17 protein-coding genes and 1 pseudogene are annotated in these 20,993 nt (G+C 73.6%); all 18 read left to right on the top strand.

Annotation, left to right across the window (positions count from 1 at the left end; genetic code table 11):
- Positions 1-20: 20 nt before the first annotated feature.
- Positions 21-1,022 (top strand): LLM class flavin-dependent oxidoreductase, encoded by a 1,002-nt coding sequence (locus AB0D08_RS32920; RefSeq protein WP_033817729.1) that lies wholly within the window; start codon positions 21-23, stop codon positions 1,020-1,022.
- Complete coding sequence (locus tag AB0D08_RS32915; RefSeq protein WP_051811504.1) at positions 1,010-2,872, top strand: pyridoxal-phosphate dependent enzyme; 1,863 nt, start codon at positions 1,010-1,012, stop codon at positions 2,870-2,872. The genes AB0D08_RS32920 and AB0D08_RS32915 overlap by 13 nt, the downstream gene beginning before the upstream one ends.
- Complete coding sequence (locus AB0D08_RS32910; protein WP_359893921.1) at positions 2,869-3,465, top strand: DUF6875 domain-containing protein; 597 nt, start codon at positions 2,869-2,871, stop codon at positions 3,463-3,465. Before AB0D08_RS32915 ends, AB0D08_RS32910 begins: the two co-directional genes overlap by 4 nt.
- Entirely contained in the window at positions 3,462-4,487 is a 1,026-nt protein-coding gene (locus tag AB0D08_RS32905) for a class I SAM-dependent methyltransferase (RefSeq protein WP_359893919.1), read from the top strand. Before AB0D08_RS32910 ends, AB0D08_RS32905 begins: the two co-directional genes overlap by 4 nt.
- On the top strand, positions 4,484-5,608 hold the full coding sequence (locus AB0D08_RS32900) for an ATP-grasp domain-containing protein (RefSeq protein ID WP_033817731.1): 1,125 nt from the start codon (positions 4,484-4,486) through the stop codon (positions 5,606-5,608). Before AB0D08_RS32905 ends, AB0D08_RS32900 begins: the two co-directional genes overlap by 4 nt.
- Positions 5,601-6,788, top strand: coding sequence for a hypothetical protein (locus AB0D08_RS32895; protein ID WP_033817732.1), 1,188 nt, complete (start codon positions 5,601-5,603; stop codon positions 6,786-6,788). The genes AB0D08_RS32900 and AB0D08_RS32895 overlap by 8 nt, the downstream gene beginning before the upstream one ends.
- Positions 6,785-7,456, top strand: coding sequence for a hypothetical protein (locus tag AB0D08_RS32890; RefSeq protein WP_033817733.1), 672 nt, complete (start codon positions 6,785-6,787; stop codon positions 7,454-7,456). Before AB0D08_RS32895 ends, AB0D08_RS32890 begins: the two co-directional genes overlap by 4 nt.
- Positions 7,453-9,093 (top strand): asparagine synthase-related protein, encoded by a 1,641-nt coding sequence (locus tag AB0D08_RS32885; RefSeq protein WP_359893916.1) that lies wholly within the window; start codon positions 7,453-7,455, stop codon positions 9,091-9,093. Before AB0D08_RS32890 ends, AB0D08_RS32885 begins: the two co-directional genes overlap by 4 nt.
- Before the next feature lie 26 nt (positions 9,094-9,119).
- On the top strand, positions 9,120-9,749 hold the full coding sequence (locus AB0D08_RS32880; protein ID WP_033817735.1) for a 2OG-Fe(II) oxygenase family protein: 630 nt from the start codon (positions 9,120-9,122) through the stop codon (positions 9,747-9,749).
- A gap of 13 nt (positions 9,750-9,762) precedes the next feature.
- Positions 9,763-11,547, top strand: coding sequence for an asparagine synthase (glutamine-hydrolyzing) (gene asnB, locus AB0D08_RS32875; protein WP_359893914.1), 1,785 nt, complete (start codon positions 9,763-9,765; stop codon positions 11,545-11,547).
- A 616-nt stretch (positions 11,548-12,163) separates the two neighbouring features.
- Entirely contained in the window at positions 12,164-13,420 is a 1,257-nt protein-coding gene (locus AB0D08_RS32870) for a pitrilysin family protein (protein ID WP_359893913.1), read from the top strand.
- Positions 13,417-14,253 (top strand): hypothetical protein, encoded by an 837-nt coding sequence (locus AB0D08_RS32865; RefSeq protein ID WP_033821663.1) that lies wholly within the window; start codon positions 13,417-13,419, stop codon positions 14,251-14,253. The genes AB0D08_RS32870 and AB0D08_RS32865 overlap by 4 nt, the downstream gene beginning before the upstream one ends.
- On the top strand, positions 14,250-15,473 hold the full coding sequence (locus tag AB0D08_RS32860; protein ID WP_033821662.1) for a hypothetical protein: 1,224 nt from the start codon (positions 14,250-14,252) through the stop codon (positions 15,471-15,473). Before AB0D08_RS32865 ends, AB0D08_RS32860 begins: the two co-directional genes overlap by 4 nt.
- On the top strand, positions 15,473-16,435 hold the full coding sequence (locus tag AB0D08_RS32855; protein ID WP_359893910.1) for an ABC transporter ATP-binding protein: 963 nt from the start codon (positions 15,473-15,475) through the stop codon (positions 16,433-16,435). Before AB0D08_RS32860 ends, AB0D08_RS32855 begins: the two co-directional genes overlap by 1 nt.
- Positions 16,432-17,187, top strand: a complete 756-nt coding sequence (locus AB0D08_RS32850; RefSeq protein ID WP_033821660.1) for an ABC transporter permease — start codon at positions 16,432-16,434, stop codon at positions 17,185-17,187. The genes AB0D08_RS32855 and AB0D08_RS32850 overlap by 4 nt, the downstream gene beginning before the upstream one ends.
- A complete protein-coding gene (locus AB0D08_RS32845) occupies positions 17,180-18,016 on the top strand; it encodes an ABC transporter permease (RefSeq protein WP_359893908.1) in 837 nt (278 codons plus the stop codon). Before AB0D08_RS32850 ends, AB0D08_RS32845 begins: the two co-directional genes overlap by 8 nt.
- Before the next feature lie 227 nt (positions 18,017-18,243).
- Positions 18,244-20,124: a threonine--tRNA ligase gene (gene thrS / locus AB0D08_RS32840; RefSeq protein ID WP_359893925.1), complete on the top strand. Its 1,881-nt coding sequence runs from the start codon at positions 18,244-18,246 to the stop codon at positions 20,122-20,124.
- 168 nt (positions 20,125-20,292) lie between these two features.
- Positions 20,293-20,993: pseudogene (locus AB0D08_RS32835) on the top strand (LuxR family transcriptional regulator); the annotation flags it as partial.

The raw sequence follows: 20,993 nt of genomic DNA, 5'->3' as shown, positions 1-20,993 counted from the left end.
CCGTAGCCCCAGGAGTCTGCATGCGATTCGGCTTGTTCTGCCTTCCCGCACAGTGTCCCGGCCACCACCGGTCGGCCACCGAGACGTACGCGGCACTGATCGGCAGTGCCGTGGAGGCGGAGCAACTCGGCCTGCACTCCATCTGGTTCGCCGAGCACCACTTCTCCCCGTACGGCGGCTTCATCCCGAGCATCCCGGTCCTCGGAGCCGCCGTCGCGGCCAACACCGAGCGGATCCGGATCGGTTCCGCCGCCACCGTGCTGCCGCTGCGCGACGCCGTGGAGACGGCGGAGTCCTTCGCGATGCTGGACGTCCTGAGCGGCGGACGGCTGGACGTCGGGGTGGGGCGGGGATTCCTGCCGGGCGAGTTCGCCGGGCGCGGCGTCCTGATGTCCGACCGGGCCGGCCTGTTCACCGAGGGGCTCTCTGTGCTGCGCGGCGCCTGGGCCGACGGCCCGTTCACCTTCCGCGGCGAGCACTACCGGCTGGACGGGGTCGAGGTCCTGCCCAAGCCGGTGCAGCGCCCCGGTCCGCCGCTGTGGATCGCCGCCTCCACCTCCCGCGACTCCTTCGAACGGGCCGGCCGCGAGGGCCTCAACCTGATGGTGAACCCCTACAACCGGACCACCGAGGAGCTGGCGGCCGGCCTGGCCTGGTACCGGGAGGCCCGCCGGGCCGCCGGCCTCGCCCCCGACGGCGGCCGGATCCTCGCCAACCAGCACCTGTTCGTGGCCGCCACCGAGGCGCAGGCCCGCGACCTGCCCGCCCAGGCCCTGATGGAGTACCTCGGCGCGGTGGACGCGGCCTTCGGCCGACCGCTGACCCCGCACGACTACGCGGACATGTACCCGGACAACGTCCTGTTCGGGACACCCGACACGGTCATCGCCAAGATCCGGCAGTGGGAGCGGCTCGGGATCACCGACCTGTCCCTGATGACGCAGTTCGGCAGCCTGGCCCCCGAACTCTCCTCCGCCTCGCTGCAGATGTTCGCCCGGAAGGTCCTGCCGTGCTTCGCCTAGCGCCTTCCCCCACCGGGGCACGGCCGCTGACCACCCCGCTGGTCCGTCTCGGCGGCTCCCTCGGCTGGCGGGAACTGTTCGTGAAGGACGAGACCAAGCAGCGCTCCGGGGCCTTCAAGTACCGAGGGGTGTGGCGGCGCACCGGGCTCCTCCCGGCCGGAACGACGCTGATCACCGCCTCCACCGGCAACCACGCCTGCGCGCTCGCGGAAGCCGCCCGAGCCCGCGGCCAGCACGCCCGGATCCACGTCCCGGCGACCACGCCCCGCGCCAAGCTCGACCGGATCGCGGCCATGGGCGGCGAGATCGTCCCGGTGGACGGCGGATACGACGAATGCGAGGCGCTGGCGCGGGCCGAGGCCGACGCGGGGGCGGGCGTGTTCGTCCACAGCTTCGACGATCCCGAGATCATCGCCGGGCACCGGACCCTGTTCCGCGAAGCCGGGGAGCAGTTCCGCACCGCCGGGGAGCATTTTCGCGAGGCCGGGGAGCAGGCCGCGCTCCCCGACGCCGTCTACGTACCGCTCGGCGGCGGCGGGCTGATCACCGCGGCGATCCGGCAGTGGGGCGCGGCCGGGGTCCGCATCGTCGGCGTCGAGTACGACGGCGCCCCCGCGATGCGGCGCTCCCTCGCCGCCGGACGCCGCATCATCCTCGACCGGGTGTCGGGCCTGCCCGAGGGCCTGCTCGTCCGCAGGATCGGCCGGCACCCGTTCGACGCCTGCCACGCCCGCCGCCAGCGGGTGGTCACCGTCGACGACGCCGAACTGCACCGGGCGATGGCCCTGCTGTGGACCGAGGCCGGTATCCGCGCCGAAGGCGCCGGGGCCGCCGCCCTGGCCGCCGCACTGCGCGAAGGCACCCCCGATGAGCGGGCCCTCGCGGTCGTCTCCGGCGGCAACATCGACGAGTCCGTCTGGCGGGAATGCCTCGCCGCGGCAGGCCGCCACCACCCCGATCCGCCCCGCCACCCCTGGAACATCACGGTGAACACCACGTCCCCCGACCCCGGCCCGCAGACCCCGGCCCGGCCCGGCGCATCCGGCCCGGCCCGCCCGCATCCGGCCCCCGCGATCCCCGCGAACCCAGACACCGGCCACCGGGCCCGCCTGGGCCTCGTCGGCGGCGTCGGCCCGATCGCCACCAGCGACTTCTACCTCCGGCTGGTCTCCGGACACCGGCGCGCCACCGGCGGCTCCTACCCGGACGTCGTCACCCACAGCCTCCCGCTGCCCGCCGACCTCGAACACGCCTTCATCACCGGCACCGCGGGCCCCGGACACCGTGAGGAGATCGACGCACTGCTGCGCGAGGCCCTCGACGTCTTCGAACGGGCCGGATCCGACTTCGTCGCCCTGCCCTGCAACACCCTGCACGCCCGCCTGCCCGACCTGCTGCGCGGCCGCGACCTGGAGTGGATCGACATGGTCGCCGCCGTCGGCCGCACGCTCACCCGCAACCGCTACCGCCGGGTTCTGCTGCTCGGCACCACGTCCACCGTCCGCAGCGGCCTCTACCGGGACGGGGACGGCGTCGAGTTCGCCCTGCCGCAGGCGGCCGCCCAACGCGAGGCGGAGCAACTCGTGCTCGCCTGCCTGGAGGGCGACCTCGGCGCGTTCCCCGCCGCCCGGCTACGGGCCCTCGCGGCATCGGCGGGCCCCGTGGACGCGGTCGTCCTCGCCTGCACCGACCTGCACCTGCTGCGCGACAGCACGGACTTCGGCGTGCCCGTGGTGGACAGCCTCAGCTGCCTGGTCGAGGCCTGCACCGAACGGCTGCTGACCTCCCACCGCCCCGCCGGCGTACCGGCTCCCGCACCCGTGCCCGCACTCGCGGGAGCCGCCCGATGAGCACACCCACCGAACCCATGGACGCGGCGCGAGCCCTGGACGACCCGCCTGCCCCCGACTGGGCGGTCCGGACCGCGGCCTGGATCCGGGACGAGATCAGCGTCCCCGTCCCGGAACTGGGCCGCCCGGGAGCCCTGTGCCCCTACGTCCCGACCGCACTGCGCCGCGGCCACATCGAACTGTCCGCGTGCACCCTGGCGGGGGAGGACCCCCAGGCGCTCGACGCCGCCCTGCTGGGGCACGCGGCCGATTTCCGCACCCGCGTCCACGAGCTGAAACCGGCCGAGGCCCTGCTGCGCTGCCGAGTCGTCGTCTTCACCGCGCTGGAAGGGCGGGGCGACCTGCTCACCGGCGTCCGCACCCGGGCCAAGCCGCTGCTCCTCGCCGTCGGACTGACCGTCGGGGAGTTCTTCCCGGCGAGCCCCGACACCAGCATCCGCAACAGCGAGGTCCCGGTGGCCCGTTCGCCCTGGCCCTCGCTCGCGCTACGCCACTCCACCCCCCACGACGAGCTCTTCCTCGCCGGCCAGCCGGAGCTCCACCGGATCTTCCGCGCGGCCGGCCCCGGAATCGACACGAGGACCGCGACATGACCCACACCACCGGCCCCGCCGCAGCGACCCCGGACGACCGCCCGTGGACCGAGGACCGGGAGCTCTACCACGTGGTGGGGCCCGACCTCCTCCTGTGCGCCGAACGGGCACACGGCCACGACGAGATCCGCTTCCGCGTCGGCCGCGACACCGACGGCGGACTCGGCACCCTGCACGGCGCCCTGTCCGGCACCGTCGTCCGCATCACCATCGACCCCCGGCTGGGCACCGAGCCGGCCGCCATCGTCGGCGAAGCCATCCGGCTCGCCGTCCGCACCCTCGCGAAGACCTTCCGCGGCCGCCACACCGGCTGGTCGCTGACCACCCCGGCGGGCCTCGCCGAAGCCCTGCTCCCCGCACTCCGCGAGGAGGGCTTCGAACCGGACGGCGACGGCCGGCTGCGCTCCGCGCTCACCGACTTCACCCGCGGCGACCGCACCCGGGCCGCCACCATGGAAGAGGTCTACCAGGACCCCTACACGGTCCCCTGGAACTTCGTCCCGCTGGAGACCGACGTCCTGCGACGGCTGCTCGCGGGCACCGGCGCCGGCGCCCGCGTCTTCGACCTGGGCTGCGGCTACGGCAAGAACGCCCGCCTGCTCACCTCCCTCGGCTACCGGGTCGCCGGCTCCGACATCTCCGCCTCCGCCGTCACCCGGGCCCGGCGCCTGCTCGGCCCGCAGGCCGACCTCTCGGCCGCCGACGCCACCCGCCTGCCCTGGCCCGACGCCTCCTTCGACGCCGCGCTCGACATCGGCTGCCTGCACTGCATGCCCGCCGACGACCGGCCCGCCGCCGTACGCGAACTCGCCCGCATCCTCACCCCCGACGGCATGCTCCACTCCCGGATGTTCCGCCCCCGGCCCGCCCACTGGCTGGCCGCCCAGCCGTTCCGCACCACCGGCTTCGGCCTGGACACCGACGAGGCCGCCGCCCTGCTGGGCACCGCCTTCGACCAGGTCGACGTCGAGACCACCCCCCACGCCACCTACCTGACCGCGAGCGGACCGGTGAACCGATGACCCTGAACGTGGTCCTGCTGCTCGGCGGCCGCAGTACCGAGCACGACGCCTCCCTGCACAGCTACCGCAGGCTGCGCGCGGCCCTCGAATCCGCCCCCGGACGGATCACCCTCCACGCGGTCGCCTACATCACCCGCGAGGGCGGCTACCGGCACTTCGACACCGCCCCCTGGCCGGACACCGAGGACGAGCTGCGCGCCGGCACCGACCTGCCGCTGCACGAGGCGCTGAGCCGGCTCACCGACGGCGACGCCTTCGTCTTCTCCCTGCTGCACGGCAACGAGGGCGAGGACGGCGCCTGGCAGGGCATCGCCGAAGTCCTCGCCCTTCGCGGCAACTTCGGCCCAGTCCTGGCCTCGGCGCTGGGCATGGACAAGCGCCTGCAGGCGGTGGTGGCCCGCGACCTGGTGCCGGGACTGCGCACACCGCGGACCTGGATGGCACCCCCGTCCCTCGCCCGGGACCCCGAGGCACTGGAGCAGTGGGCCGCAGAGGTGGCCGGCCTCCTCGACGGACGGCCCGCCGTGGTCAAGCCCAACCGGATGGGCGCCTCCCTGCTCACCCGCGTGCTGCCCGACCCGACCGGCCCCGCCCTGGCCCGGGCGACGGCCGCCGCACTGCCGTACGACAGCCAGGTCCTGGTCCAGGAGTACGTCCCCGGCACCGAGTACACCTGCGGAGTGGTCCGGACCGGCGGCCGCACCACGGCCCTGCCGGTCGTGCAGGCGGTGACCGAACACGGCTTCCTCGGCCACCGCGAGAAGCACGAACACGGCCTCGTCCAGCCCCTGCTGCACACCACGGACACCGGGACGACCCGGCGGGTCAAACAGGCCTCCGTCCGGCTCTTCGACGAGATGGAGGTGTTCGGCTTCGCCCGCCTCGACTTCCTCGTGCACGACGACGACCTGTACTTCCTGGAGATCAACACCCTGCCCGGGCTGATGCACGGCAGCGCCTTCCCCCGCATGCTCGACGCCGCCGGACTGGACCTCGTCGACCTGGTCGAGGAGTGCGCCGCGGAGTACGGCCGCCGGTCGGTGCGCGACAAGGCCCTGCCCTACCTCATCGGCCACCCGGCCGAGGAGACCACCGCGGAACTGGAGCACTCCGGTGTCTGACCCGACCACCGGCGAGCAGCCGGAGACCGTCATCGTCTTCCCCAACGCCGCCCAGCTGGAGAACGTCTCCCGGACCGCCGCCGACACCGGGACGCCGCTCACCGTCATCGTCCCCGACGGCGCGCCCCGCCCCGCGGCCGCCGGGGTGACGGTGCTGTCCGCCACCGAGGCGGCCGGGCGGACCGCCCCCCACGGCGCCCGCGTGATGTGCTGTCACGAGAGCGGCGTGTACTGGGTCGCCGAGCACCGCGCAGCCGTCGGAAGCCCCAACTTCGCCGAGGTCTGCCTGGACATGCTGGTCAAGACCCGGCTGGCCGCCGAGCTGGGCGCGCTCGGCGTGACCGTGGTCGACAAGCGGCGCCTGGACGAGGTCGAGGACCGCGACGCGCTGAGCTACCCCCTCATCGCCAAGCCCGACTTCGGGTTCGCCAGCATGCTGGTCAAGCGCATCCCCGACGCGCGCGCCCTGGAGGAGTACGAGCGCTCCTACCGCGAGCTGCGCGAGAGGTCCCTGCTCACCGAGTACGACGACTTCATCGCCGCCTACCCGGACGCCGACCCCTGGAACGTCATCCTGGAACCCGACCTGACCCGGGGCACGCTCTTCCTCACCGTCCCCTTCCTGGTCCGAGACGGCGACCTGGCCGGCATGTTCCCCGTCCAGGGGGTCGGCCGGCGCGGTGACGAGCTCACCGACTTCCACTGGAGCGCCTTCCACTGCGGCGACGTACCCGAGAACGCCGCGAACGCGCTCCGGCGCGACCTGGAACTGATCATTGAAGGCCTGGAGCTGACCGGCGGCGTCTACGAGATCGAGGCGCTCTACGACGAACGGCACGACACCCTCCACGTCCTGGAGTTCTCCCCCCGGGTCACCGGCGGATTCATCCCGGAACTGGTCCGCCGCACCACCGGCGTCGACGTCGAACTCCTCGGCCTGCAGCACTTCCTCGGCATCGAACCGACCACCGCCACCGCACCCGGACCGATCACCCCGCACCTGCTGGCGCTGCTGCACGAAGACGACCCCGAGCCGGCGCAGGCCCGCGGCGCGGCCCCCGTGGCGAGCCGGAGCAGGCACCTGGGCGGCGTCGAGTTCCGGGACGTCATCTACCCCTGCCCCGCCCCCAACCCCGCCGCCGGACCCGGGAACCCCGCCCCCGGGCAGGCGGCCGCGTGACCGCCGACCTGTGGCCGGGCGGCGTCCGCACACCCCGGCTGATCGCCTTCGAAGGACTGGACGGCACCGGCAAGACCCGGTTGACCACCCTGCTCTCCGAAGCGACCGGGATACCCCGCACCGCGACCCCCGGCCCCGACTACGACGCGCTGCGCTCCGCCCTGCACACGGCCGGCGGCCTCGCCTCCTACCTGATGTACCTCAGCGGCTGCGCCCAGGCCGTCGAATCGGCGGCCCGCGCCGGGGAACCGGCCCTGCTCGTCGACCGCTACTGGTTCTCCAGCGCCGTCCAGCACGGCTGGAACCTCGGGCTGCGCCCCGACCAGGCCCTCGGCGGGACGGACAACCCGCGACTGCTGCTGCCCCGGCCCGACCTGACGGTCCTGCTGACCTCCGACCGGCCCGCACGCCTGCGCCGGCTCGGCGGCCGCCCGGACGGATCGCCGCACGCCCGTCCGCTCGGCGACAGCGGGCCCGGCTACGAACGCTACTGGCTCTCCTGCGCCGAACTCCTGGCAGCCGAGCCCACCGGCGACCCGGTGCTGTCCCTGGACACCACCAGCGACGACTGCGCACCCCCGCTGGCCCGGCTGCTGGCCCACCCCGTGGTCCGCGGCCTCACCGGACCGGCCACCGGTGGCCTGACCACGGAAGGGACACAGCCATGACGTTCGTCCTGACCAAACACACCGGCACCGGATTCCTGCTCGCCGACGGCGTTCTGCGGCTCGCCGGTGGCGAGGCCGGGCTCGGCCTCGCCACCGGCGCCCAGGGACGGGTCACCCTCGCGGTACGGGGCCACCTCGACACCGGGCAAGGCCCGGCCGTCGCGGGGGAGCAGGCCGCCCGGCGGCTCATGGACTCCTACCTGCGCAACGGCGAAACGTTCCTGGACGGCGTGACGGGCGGCTTCGGCGTGCTGGTCGACGACGCCAGAACCGGCCGCAGCTACGCGGCCCGGGACGCGGCGGGCGAAGGCGCCCTGTTCGCCGCCCGCACCGCGGACCGGACCGCCGTGGGCACCGGCCCCGCCGAGACGGCCGCCGCGGTGGGCGCCGACCGCCCCCGCCTGGCGGCCTTCGCCCAGTTCCTGACGCTCAACTACCCCCTCGCGGACGGCTGGTACCTCGACGGCGTCCACCCGCTGGCACCCGGCGTCCTGCACCTGCTGACCCCGGACGGCCCACGTCCCCTGCGCACCACGGCCTCCTACCCGGGCCGCGACGCCCGGCCCGCGACCGTACCCCCGGCCGGGGAACTCACCCGGGCGCTCGCCGAGGCCGGCGCACGGCTGCTCGACGGCCCGGCGGCGCTCCACCTCAGCGGCGGCGTCGACACCTCGCTGATCGCCCACGCGCTCCACCGCCTTCCCCACCCCGGCCCGCTGCGCACCTACAGCGCCTTCTACCGGCAGGACGACGCGGACCGCGCCTGGGCCGCCTCCGTCGCCGCCGAGACCGGCAGCGACCACCGCGAACTGCCGATCGCCACCGAGGACTTCCTCGACGTCGTCGACCGGCTGACCGACGCCCTCGGCGCGCCGGTGATGGCCATCGGCGTGCCGACCTTCTGGCACCTGGGACGGGCCGCGGCGCAGGACGGGGCGCCCGTGGTGCTCTCCGGCGTGGCCGCGGACCACCCCCTGGTGGGCTGGAACCGGCTCGACCGGCTGGCCGCCGCCCCCGTCGACCCCGGCGACCTGCCGGTCGCCTGCGCGGTCCACGTCGCCCCCGACATCCTCACCCCCTACCTCGCGGACGGCGAACTGCGCGCCGCCGTCGCCGAGGTGCCCGCGCAGCTGCGCGAGCTCATGCCGTACGGCGAGTCGCCGGCCCGCTCCGTCGAACGGTTCCACGCCGAGCACTTCCTGCCCGAACACCTGCGCTCCGCGGCGGTGGCGCACGGCCTGCACGGCGTCGGCGTCCGCCACCCGTTCCTCGCACCGGAGGTCTCCGCCCTGGGCTTCAGGGCCGCTTCCGTGCGCGAGGAGGCGGTCGGCAAACGCTATCTGCGCCGTGAACTGGACTCCCTGGGGTGCTGGGCCGCGTCCCGGCACGGCAAGCAGCAGCAGGCCCTGTCCTTCGAGTCCTTCCGGGCCGTGGCCCGCGAGCGCCTGCTCGACCGGCTGGCGGGCGACTGCGACCTGTTCGGCCTGGACACCCGCGCGCTGGCCCGGCTCGCCGCGTCCGACCGTCCGGCGCCGGCCCAGGAACTGCGGCTGCTGTGGCTCGTGCACTCCTACCTGACCTGGCGGGAACGGCGGCCCGTCGCCGCCTCCACCGCCCCGTCCCCGATGCCGTGGTGAACGCACGGCCCGTCCCAAGGACCTCCATGACCCCGATCTCCCCGGCGGCGGCCGTCGACCGCCACCACTTCCCCTACTCCTGGGCGCGGGTCGAGGACCTGCTGGAGCCGGCCCACGCCGAGCTGCTCGCCGCCGAGTTCCCGACCGCCGCGCTGCGGGAGTCCCGCAGCCCGCACGGCCACTACCTGCTGCGCGACTGCACGGTCGTCGAGTCCGGCGAGCCGACGGACGCCGTGGCGGGCCTCTCCGGCGCCTGGCGGCGCCTGCTCGACTGGATGCTGAGCGCCGACTACCGGGCCTTCGTGACCGACGCCACCGGCGCCGACCTGGCGGGCTGCGCGCTCAAGGTGCGCCTGTGCGAATACGGCCCCGGGACCTTCATGACCGCGCACACCGACCGGGCCGACCGGGTGGCCACCCAGATCCTCTACCTCTCCCCGGCCTGGGACGAGAGCTGGGGCGGCGGCCTGGACGTCCTGACCTCCGCGGACGACGACGACCCCGCGGCCGTCGCCGCCTCGCTGTGGCCCAGGTTCAACACCTCGGTGCTGTTCGCCAGGAGCGAACACTCCTTCCACGCGGTCCGGCAGGTGAGTCCCACGGCCCCGCTACCACGGCGCACCGTGCTCGCCCAGTTCGTGACCGTACGGGCCTGAAGGGGCTGCCGACATGTGTGGAATCGCTGCGGTGCTCGGCCCCGGTGCCACCGAGCAGACCGCCCTGGCCATGGGCCTGGCCCTGAAGCACCGGGGGCCGGACCGCACCGCCGCCGTGGCGCTGCCGCGCGCCGCCCTGGCCGCCGCACGGCTCGCCGTCACCGGGCCCGGCCCGGCCGGGGACCAGCCGATGCGGACGGCCGGCCGCGACCAGCTGCTCGTCTTCAACGGCGAGATACACAACCACCGCGAGCTGCGCAGACAGCTGCCCGGCCACGTCTTCCGGGGCGACAGCGACACCGAGACGCTGCTCGCGGCGCTCGCCGAGTGGGGCCCGCACGCCCTGCCCTGGCTGGAGGGCCCGTTCGCCTTCGTCCACGTGAACCGGGCGACCGGCCGCACGATCGTGGCCCGGGACCGGTTCGGCGTCAAGTCGCTGTACCTCGCCCGGCACGAGGGCCGCTGGTACGTGGGCAGCGAGATCAAGGCACTCCTCGCGGGCGGCGTACCGGCCACCCCGTGCGTCCCGCAACTGCGCGCCGTGCTGGCCGACTACTGGGTGAACGGCCCGCGGACACCGCTGGAGGGCATCCGCCGGGTCCTGCCCGGGACGGTGCTCGAATTCGACGCCGACGGCGAGCTGCTGTCCGAGCGGACCTGGTTCGAGCCGGGCAGTCTGGTCGACCGGGAGGAGGCCGACCGGCTGGCCGCGCTGCCGGCCGAAGGCTGGATCGACCGGCTGGACGGCGTCCTGCGGGCCGGCGTGCGTCGCCGCCTGCCGCAGGACGGCTTCGCGGAGGCCGGCGTCCTGTGCTCCGGCGGCCTGGACTCCAGTCTCGTGCTGGCTCTCGCCAAGGCGGAGGGCGTGCGACTGCCCGCCTACGTGGCCTCGTTCGGGGACCAGCCCGAGGTGGACGAGACCCGGTGGGCCGCCCGGGCCGCCGAGGCCGCCGGTACCCCGCTGGTGCCGGTGCAGGTCGACGGGCGCGCCTGGCGGGAACACTTCGTCGCCAGCGTCCGCCACTTCGAGTACCCGCTGGTGCACCAGAACTCGGTCGCCCTGGCCGCCGTCGCGGCGCGGGCGCGCGCCGACGGGCTGCGGGTGCTGTTCTCCGGCGAAGGGGCGGACGAGCTGTTCGGCGGCTACCCCTCGCGGCACCACGGGGAGCGGCGCGCGTTCGGCGTCGGGGCGCACGCCCTGGAACCCCCCGCGGACCGCGGCCGCGGCCTGCGCGAGCTGCTGGGCCTGCGGCCCGGGCCGTCCGACTACGAGCTGGACGTCCGGGACCGGCTGCGGCGCTCCTTCCGTCACCTTCCCCGGGAGCGGAATGAGTTGTCGTCGGCACTCGCCGCCGACCTGCGGCTGTTCCTCAGCCACGGCCTCAACCGCCTGGACAAGAACCTGATGCAGGCGTCGATCGAGGTGCGTGAACCCTTCCTCGACACCGCGGTGGCCTCCTTCGCGCTGAACTCCCCGCTGGAGCGGCACCTGCTGCCGGGCCTCAAGGCCGGCCTCGCGGCCACGGCCCGCCGGTACCTGCCGGCCGAGGTCGTGGACCGGGAGAAGTTCGGCTTCAACTTCTCCGTGCGGCCGTATCTCGAATCGCTGGACATGCGGCGCCTGCGGCGGGGAGAACTCGTCGACGTCCTGCGCCTGCCCGCACGGGAATGGGCACGGCTCCTGGCCGAATCCGAGGAACGCACGATCTTCCGGCTGTGGACCGCGGAAATCTGGTGCCGCCTTTTCCTGGCTGGCGTGTCCGTCGATGAGGTCAACGGATTAATCTGGCTCGACTAGCCGTGTGAACTGCGGAGACAGCTGGATATCAATCTATTGAACGGCCGCCGGAAGTGAAGGTGGGCCGCTATTTGAGTTTCCCCGAAAAGGGCCGCTAGGTGATTTCATGAGTCGCGCCAACGGGCTTGCGAAAAGCGGTTATGTGTGGCTAATTTTGGACCACGCCGAAGCAGTGGGAAACCGGCGGGAAAAGTTTCCCGATGAACCGAAGGAGATTTCCATGGAGCGTCAGCACGCCGTCGGCCTGCGTCCCCGTCTCGACAAGGCGGGCAGCGTCCGCGGGCTCGCCGTCGGCATGCGCCCGCGCCTGGACAAGGCCGGCCAGGGCAAGTAAGCCCACCTTCCCACCATCACCCGCACCACCCCTCACCCAAGGAGAACCATCATGGAGCGTCAGCACGCCGTCGGCCTGCGTCCCCGTCTCGACAAGGCGGGCAGCGTCCGCGGGCACGCCGTCGGCATGCGCCCGCGCCTGGACAAGGCCGGCCAGGGCAAGTAAGCCCACCTTCCCCCGGCGGAGGAACGCGGCCCGGTGCCCCCGCAAGGGCGCCGGGCCCACTCCCGACCGCTCCACCCCGTCCCGACCCCTGCGTCCCCTCTGCTCCAGGAGCCTCCGATGTCGTCCGTCGAACAGCTGACCCTCGCCAACGGCGTCCGCATCCTCACCCGCACCGACCACCGGTACGCCACCGCGGCCGTCTGCGTCGCGATCGGGGCCGGCTCCCGCCACGACCCGGCCGGCCACGGAGGCAGCCTGCACCTCCTGGAGCACCTGCTGATGAACTCCCGGGTCCCGCAGCCCGGCGACGCCGAACCGCGCTCGCTGGCCGAGCACATCGAACTGCTGGGCGGCCGCGGAAACGCGGTGACCGGCCTGGAACTGATGCTCCTGCACGCCCAGGTACTGCCCGACCTCGCGGCCCCCACCATGGCCGCCCTCGCCTCCGCCGCCGTACACCCCGACGTGACCGACCACCACTTCGCAACCGAGCGGCAGGCGGTGCTGCAGGAACTGGCCGCCGCCGCGGCCGACCCGTACGACGTCGTCCAGGACGCCTACATCCGGGCACTCTTCGCGGGCCACCCGCTCGGACGCCCCGTCGGCGGCACCGCCGAGGACGTGCACGCCGCCCGCCTGGACCGGCTGCTCGACATCCACCGGCAGCTGCTCTCCTCGGCCCCGATCGCGCTGATCGCGGTCGGACCGAACACCGCCGAGGAGATCCGCGAAGCCGTCCGCACCACCGGCATCGAGGACCTCCCCGCCCGGGACGCCACAGCCCCGACCATCCCCCTGGCGGCGCTCGCGGCTCGATCAGGCCACCCGGCCGTCCCCGACGAATTCTGCTGGCTGTCCGTCGGCGGCCGCTCCCCCCACGCGGACGACCCGGCACGCCACGCCTACACCGTCCTCGGCCACCTTCTCGGCAACAGCCCGGCCTCGCTGCTCTACCTGCGCCTGCGCCTCGAACAGGGCCTCGGCTACAACTTCCAGTCCTGGAACCGGGCCTACCAGGACGGCGGATCCTGGCGCGCCCTGATCGGCGCCGAACCCGAGAACGCCGAGCTCGTCATCGAGACCGTACGCTCCTGCCTCGCCGAGGTCGCCGCGCACCCCGACCCCGCGATGCTCGAAGCAGCCCGCCGCCAGGCCGCGTTCGAACTCTTCGAAGAGGCCGACAGCCCGCTGGGCCAGGTGATCCAGCTCGCCCGCGGCACCTACGCCGGAGCCCGCCCCTGGTCGGCGGCCGACGACGCGGCCGCACTCAGGGCGGTCACCGCCGCCGACGTGCAGGCCGCCGCGGCCACGCTGCTGCGCGACCTCGTCGTCGTGGTCCGGCCCGAGCCCGCTCCCGCCGGAGGCGCCCGATGAGCACCACCGCCACCCCGCCACCGGACCTCGACTCCTTCACGGACACCGGACTGCTCCACGAGATCGCCGGACACCGGTGCGTCGCCGGCCTGAGCACCGACCCCGCCACCGGCCGCACCGACTGCCTCATCGAGTACCTCCCGCCCGCCGTGCTCACCGACCCGGCCCTGCTGAACAGCCTGATCCACCAGGCCATGTCCGGCGCGGAACACCCACAGTGGCGCGACCTCGTCGTCCGCGTACCGGGCGCCCACCCGGCGCCCGCGCCGCTCACCCGGGACCTCAGCTACCTGGTCCTCACGCCCGGCGCCGCCGACGGCGCCGCCCTCCCGCCCGGCATCCGGATCCGTCCGCCGGCGGGCCCGGCGGAGGACGCCCTGGTGAACGGCTGGCTGCGACAGGCCATCGCCTTCGGCAACCGGCAGCGCGAGGTGACGATGAGCGAGGAGGACGTCCGCGCGACGGCCGACGCCTGCCTGTCGGCCCCCGGCAGACACTCCCTGCTCGCCGTCGCCGACGGCCACGGACCCATCGCCCACGCCACCCTGCTCACCGAGGCCGCCGACCCCCTGCACGGCGACCGCTACATCGACCTGGTCGACATCCTGGTCGCCGACGGCCACGACCGGCGGTCCCTCACCGACGCCCTCGTCGCACACGCCGCCCGCCACGCCGCCGCGCTCGGCCTCCCCCTGATCGGCAACGTCGTGCACGCCCGCACCCCCGACGCGGACGGCACCCACGTCGTCGACGCCCTGACCGCGCGCGGCTGGCGGCTGCGCGACACCTACTGGCGCTGCCCCCTCGACGCGATCGCCACGGAGCCCCGATGACCCCGCCCGCACACCCCGAGCACCACGCAGAGCACCACCCCGAGCAGTACGCCCCCACCCTCGACCTACTGTGCGAACTGCTCGGCACCGACACCGACCGCCCCCCGGCCGAACTCCTCCACCACGCCCGCACCGTCAGCTTCACCCTCCCCCCGCTGCTGCTCTCGGCCGCGGTCCACGCGGGCCGGCCCACCGGCACCGGATCCGACGACGAACTCCGCCGCCACCGCACCCGGCTCGCGACCTACGACCGCATCGCCGCCGCCGTCGCCGAAACCGGCACCCGCGTCGTCAAAGGACCCGCACTCGCCCGCTTCCAGCCCCCCTGGGCCGTACGGACCTGCGGCGACCTCGACCTGCTGGCCCCCGGGGAAGCCGAGCTGTGGCAGGCCGCCCGGCGGATCTCCGAACTCCTCCCGGTCCACGACATCCAGCTCACCCTGATCGGCTCCGGCCCCGGCCGGCACCTGATGGTCGGGCTCGGCGCCCCGTCCCCCGAACCGTGGCTCGACCCCGAACTCAAGATCGAACTGGCCACGTTCGCCTACCCCGGCGACTGGGAGACCGTACCCCTGCGCGCCGCCATGCCCGAGCACGACGCGACGGCGCAGCTGCTCGCCGTCGCCGAGGAACGCTTCCAGCGGCCCTTCACCGTGCGCGACGTCCTGGACTGCGCGGCGGTGCTGACCTCGGCCGAGGCCCCCGCTCCCATCGCCCTGGCCGAGACCGCCCACGCCTGGCACCTCGCCCCCGAACTCCTCGAACTGACCGAGTTCGCCCGCTCCTTCCCCACCCTCGCCCCCCTCGTGGACGAGGCCTGGCAGGCACGGCTGGCCCCCGCGGCCGCGACCGAACGCGCACGGCGCGCAGGGCTGCGGCCCGACCGGGCCGACGAGGACGCGCCGCCGGGGGAGAGCGGCCCCGAACGCACCCGCCGCAGGCTCGCCTCCGGCGGCCCCGTCCCCGCCCGGCTGGCGGACGGCTACCCGGTCTTCGGCATCGCGCTGCAGGTCGACCACCCCTTCGCGCCGGCCGACCGGGCGGTGCTGCACACCGTCGACGACAGCACCGTCCTGACCACCCCCCTCGGCGCCTTCCTGCTGGTCAGCCGGGAACTCGTGGACCCCGCCGCCTACCGGCGGGCCGTGGACTTCGCCACGGCACTCGCCGCAGGCGACGCCGCGACCGACACCCCGCGGGAACAGCGAGGAGCATCCTGATGTCCCTTCCCTCCACCCCGCCCCCCGGCATCGAGGTCACGGACCTGGTACGCGCCTACCGAGGCGCGGCGCCCGGCACCCGCAACGCCCTCGACGGCATCACCTTCACCGTGGAGCACGGCCGGACCACGGCCCTGCTCGGCCCCAACGGCGCCGGCAAGACCACCCTCGCCCGCATCCTGTCCACCCTGCTCACCCCCACCTCCGGCACCGTCCGCGTCGCCGGGTTCGACACCGTCCGCGAGCCCAAGGCCGTACGGGCCGCCATCGGCCTGGTCCTCGGCGGCGAACGCGGCCTCTACGGCCGGCTCACCGCCGAGCAGAACGTCCGCTACTGGGCCGCGATGTGCGGCCTCGGCCGCCGCGAGACCCGGCAGCGCACCCGCGCGGTCCTGGAGCGGCTCGGACTGGCCGAACACCGCGCCCGGCCGGTGGAGACGTTCTCCCGCGGCATGCTCCAGCGCGTCCACCTCGCCCGCGCCCTGGTCACCGGACCGCGGGTGCTCATCCTCGACGAGCCCACCGCCGGCATGGACCCCAACGCCGCCCACGGCTTCCTGGCCCTCGTCCGTGACCTCCAGGAACAGGGCACCACCATCCTGCTCACCACCCACGACATGCACGAGGCCCGGGAACTCGGCGACCAGGTGCTCCTGCTCGACCAGGGCCGCATCGCCGCCGCCGGATCCCCCGCCGAACTGCTCGCCGACCTGGCCGACCGGCGGACCGTCACCGTCGCCCACGCCCCGGCACCGGCGCTCGCCGCCCTCGACCACGTCCTGGACGGCTGCCACCGCACCGGGACCGGCGGCCTGCGCTTCACCGTCACCGGCACCGGCCAACTGGCCGCCGCCGTCCGCGTACTGGCCGACACCGGCTGCTCCGGCGTGTCCATCTCCGACCCCGGCCTCGGGGACGTCTACCGGTCCGTCATCCCCGACCGGGAGTTCAGCGTCCGATGAACGAACACGTGCGCACCGCGTGGCTGCTCGTCGTCCGCCGCCCCGGCCTGCTCGCCCTGCTGTGCTTCGTCCCGCTCTACTCCCTGGTCTTCTTCACCGCGGTCCGCCACGGCACCGACCCCCGGCTCGCCGCCCCCGTGGCCCTCACCGCCTTCCTGATGACGATGTGGTCCCACGCCGTGTTCGTCGCCTCGGAGGCGATCGACCACGACCGGGCCGAAGGCATGCTGGAGACGCTGCTCGCCGCACCCGGCTCGTACACCCGCTCGCTGCTGCTGCGGATCACCGCCACGGCGACGCTGTGCCTGCCCGCCGCGGCCGAGATCACGCTGATCGGCACCCTCGGCTTCGGCTTCCCGCTGCGCCTTGCCGCACCGGGGGTCTTCCTCGCCGCCCTCGCACTGACCTTTGCGGGCACCACCGGCACCGCGGCGCTGCTCGCCGGGCTCTTCGTCCTGGTCCGCGGCGCCCGCACCTACCAGAACGCCCTCACCTACCCCTGCTACCTGCTGGGCGGCCTGATCGTCCCGGCCGCGCTGCTGCCGCAGCCGCTCGCCGCCCTCAGCCGCGTCTGGTTCCTCTCCTGGGGCGCCGACCTGATGCGCGACGCCCTCGACGGCGACCCGGCCGGCGCCCTGCGCCGCCTGCTCGCGCTCACCGCGCTCGCCGGCCTCCAGTGCCTGCTCGGCGTCCTCGTCCTGCACCGGGTCCTCGCCCGCGCCCGCGAAGGGAGCGTCGCCCTCCATGCCTGACATCCCCGCCCACACCGCCGCGACCCGGCGGACACCGGCCGCTCTCCTGCGCTCCGCGGACCGGCGGCTGTACCTCTTCGGGCTCGGCGTGCACGCCGGGTTCGCGGACTACCGCCGGATGTTCACCTGGCGCAGCTGGCTGTTCGGCTGGGTCCTGAGGATGCTCGCGCAGGTCGCCTTCTTCGCCTCGCTCGGCCGGCTGCTCGGCACCCCGGGCAGCGCCGACGCCATCGCCCTCGGCAACGCCGCCCTGCTCGGCCCGCTCGGTGCCCTGGGCGTGATCGCCTCCTGCGCCGCCGAACGCCGCTCGGGCACCCTGCCGCTGCTGCTGCTCGGCCGCTCGGCACCCCTGCCGGTACTCGCCGCCCGGGGCGTGTACTGGGTGTGCGACGCCACGCTCACCGCGGCACTGGCCACCATGATGCTCCCGCTGTTCACCGGGTGGCGGCCGGAACCGGCCGTCCTGCCCGGCATACTCGCCCTGGAAGTCCTCGGCACCGTCTCGTGCTACGCCATGGCGCTCGCGCTGACCCCGCTGAGCATGCGGTTCCCGGAGTCCCGCGGCTTCCTCACCTCCGGCGTCCTGGTCCTGATGATGCTGTTCGGCGGGGTGAACGTCCCGGCCCCCCACGGCCCGGCCACCGTCGTGGCGGCCGTGCTCCCGATGACGCACGCCCTGACCGCGATCCGCGGCCTCGCGGGCGACGGCCGGCTGCCCGTGACCGAACTCCTCGCCGAGACGTCGGTACTGGCGGGATGGGCCGTCATCGCCGTGCTGCTCGTGCCCTGGGGGCTGCGCCGGGCGGCGCGCGCCGGCGCACTCGCGTGAACGGCCCCTCCCCGCCGCACGGAGAGCCCTTGGCACTCCCGGCGGCAGTCCGTCGGGGGCGACGTCGCCGTCCCCACCTGAAGCTATGATCCCCAAGCCCCTCGAACCACGCCCAAGGAGCCCTCTTGAGCACCGTGACCCTCCACGTCACCCGCAACGACCAGCAGTCCACCGAGACGGTTCCGACGGGCACCCCCTGCACGACGCTCTACGCGCACGACCCCGCGGTGATCGCGGTCCGCGTCAACGGCGAACTGCGCGACCTGGACACCCCGGCCGCGGACGGCGACATCGTCGAACCGGTGGAGATCACCAGCCCGGACGGCCTGGACATCCTGCGCCACTCCACCGCACACGTCATGGCCCAGGCCGTGCAGAACCTCTTCCCCGAGGCCAAGCTCGGCATCGGTCCGCCCGTCAAGAACGGCTTCTACTACGACTTCGACGTCGAGCGGCCGTTCACGCCCGAGGACCTCAAGGCCGTCGAGAAGAAGATGCAGGAGATCGTCAAGCGCGGCCAGCGCTTCTCCCGGCGCGTCGTCACCGACGAGGCCGCCCGCGAGGAACTCGCGAACGAGCCGTACAAGCTGGAACTGATCGGCCTCAAGGGCTCGCCCTCGCACGACGACGGCACGGACGTCGAGGTCGGCGCCGGCGAACTGACCGTCTACGACAACCTGGACGCCAAGACCGGCGAGCCGTGCTGGAAGGACCTCTGCCGCGGCCCCCACCTGCCGTCGACCCGCCACATCCCGGCGTTCAAGCTGATGCGCAACGCGGCCGCCTACTGGCGCGGCAGCGAGAAGAACCCGATGCTCCAGCGGATCTACGGCACCGCCTGGCCGTCCAGGGACGCGCTGAAGGCGCACCTGGACCTCCTCACCGAGGCCGAGAAGCGCGACCACCGCAGGCTCGGCGCCGAACTCGACCTGTTCTCCTTCCCCGACGAGATCGGCTCCGGCCTGCCGGTCTTCCACCCCAAGGGCACCGCGCTGCGCCAGGCGCTGGAGGACTACTCGCGCAAGCGCCACCGCCAGGCGGGCTATCAGTTCGTCACCACCCCGCACATCACCAAGGAGAACCTGTTCCGCACCTCGGGCCACCTGCAGTGGTACGCGGACGGCATGTACCCGCCGATGGAGCTGGACGAGGGCGCGACCTACTACCTCAAGCCGATGAACTGCCCGATGCACAACCTGATCTACCGGTCGCGCGGGCGTTCCTACCGTGAACTGCCGCTGCGGCTCTTCGAGTTCGGGACGGTCTACCGGTACGAGAAGTCCGGCGTGGTGCACGGCCTGACCCGGGTGCGCGGACTCACCATGGACGACGCCCACATCTACTGCACCCCCGGCCAGCTCGGCGACGAGCTGCGCAGCGTGCTGCGATTCGTCCTCGACCTGCTCGCGGACTACGGCCTGACCGACTTCCACCTGGAGCTGTCGACCAGGGACCCGGCCAGTCCCAAGTACGTCGGCTCGGACGAGGACTGGGCGCAGGCCACCGCGGCGCTGCGCGAGGCGGCCGGGCGGGAGAACCTGGAGCTGGTCCTGGACGAGGGCGGCGCCGCGTTCTACGGGCCAAAGATCTCCGTCCAGGCCCGGGACGCGATCGGCCGGTCGTGGCAGATGTCGACCATCCAGGTGGACTTCCAGCTGCCGCAGCGTTTCGAGCTGGAGTACCAGTCGGCAGAGGGGACCCGGGAACGGCCCATCATGATCCACCGGGCACTGTTCGGTTCGATCGAACGGTTCCTCGGGGTGCTCACCGAGCACTACGCGGGCGCCTTCCCCGCCTGGCTGGCCCCGGTCCAGGTGGTGGCCATCCCGATCACCGGCGACCAGGTCCCCTACCTGCAGCAGATCGCCGAGCGCCTGCGTGGGCACGACATCCGGGTGGAGGTCGACGCCGGCTCGGACCGGATGCAGAAGAAGATCCGCACCGCCCAGCAGCAGAAGGTCCCCTACATGCTGCTGGCCGGACAGGAGGACGTCGCCCAGGGAGCGGTCTCCTTCCGCTACCGCAACGGCGAGCAGAAGAACTTCGTCCCGGTGGACGAAGCCGTCGAGGAGATCCTGCGGGCCGTGCAGGACCGCACCCTGGACTGACCACCCACCGCGGTCCGATGACGAGAACCGCACACCTCCGCCGGACGCACCGCCCCGCGGCCTGTCGCCGTGCCTCCCCGCCGGGAGGTACGGCGACAGGCCGTCCCGGCGCGGACGGGCAGGGGACCGAAAAACACACAGCACGCCCGGTGAGGGAGAACGACGAACATGATGGACGACACCGCGCTGGAGATGCAGACCGCCTCCAGCGGTCTGCAGGACCTGGACATGGCCGTCTACACCTGGGTGGTCGAGCACGGCAGGGCCGACTACACCGCGATAGCGGCCGCCGTCGCGGTCGGCCCGCAGGAAGCCGAGGCGAGTGTCGAGCGTCTGCTGCGGGCCCGCCTGCTGCAGACCAACCCGGACAACCCGGCCGACCTGTTCGCGGTTGCGCCCGAGACCGCCGCCGCCCAGATCTCCGCCCCGGTGGAGGCCCAGATCTACGAGCAGCGGCAGCGACTGGCACAGGTCAGACAGGAACTCAACCGGTTCATCCCCCACTACTACAGACAGCGTTCCGCCTCGGGTTCCCTGGTGGTGCTGGAGAACCTCCAGGACGTCCGGGACTCCCTCAACCGTGCATCCGACCGATGTCAGAAGGAAGTGCTGACCTCCCAACCGGGCGGGGGCGCGCGCGTCCCCGAGGCGATGCAGGAGGCCCTGGTCCGGGATCAGGAGATGCTCAAGCGCGGTATCCGGATCCGGACCCTCTACCACCACACGGCCCGCTTCAACGGCCCCAGCCAGGCGTACGTCGTCGCCGCGTCCGCGCTGGGCGGCCAGTACCGGACGGCGCACGAACTCTTCGGGCGGCTGATCGTCTTCGACCGCGAGCTGGCCTTCATCCCCACCCAGGAGAAGAACTG

Origin of the sequence: Kitasatospora sp. NPDC048540 (assembly GCF_040651175.1) — a bacterium.
Taxonomy (GTDB): Bacteria; Actinomycetota; Actinomycetes; order Streptomycetales; family Streptomycetaceae; genus Kitasatospora.
The sequence above is the reverse complement of the archived record's forward strand: the minus strand, read 5'-3'. Positions and strand labels throughout refer to the sequence as shown.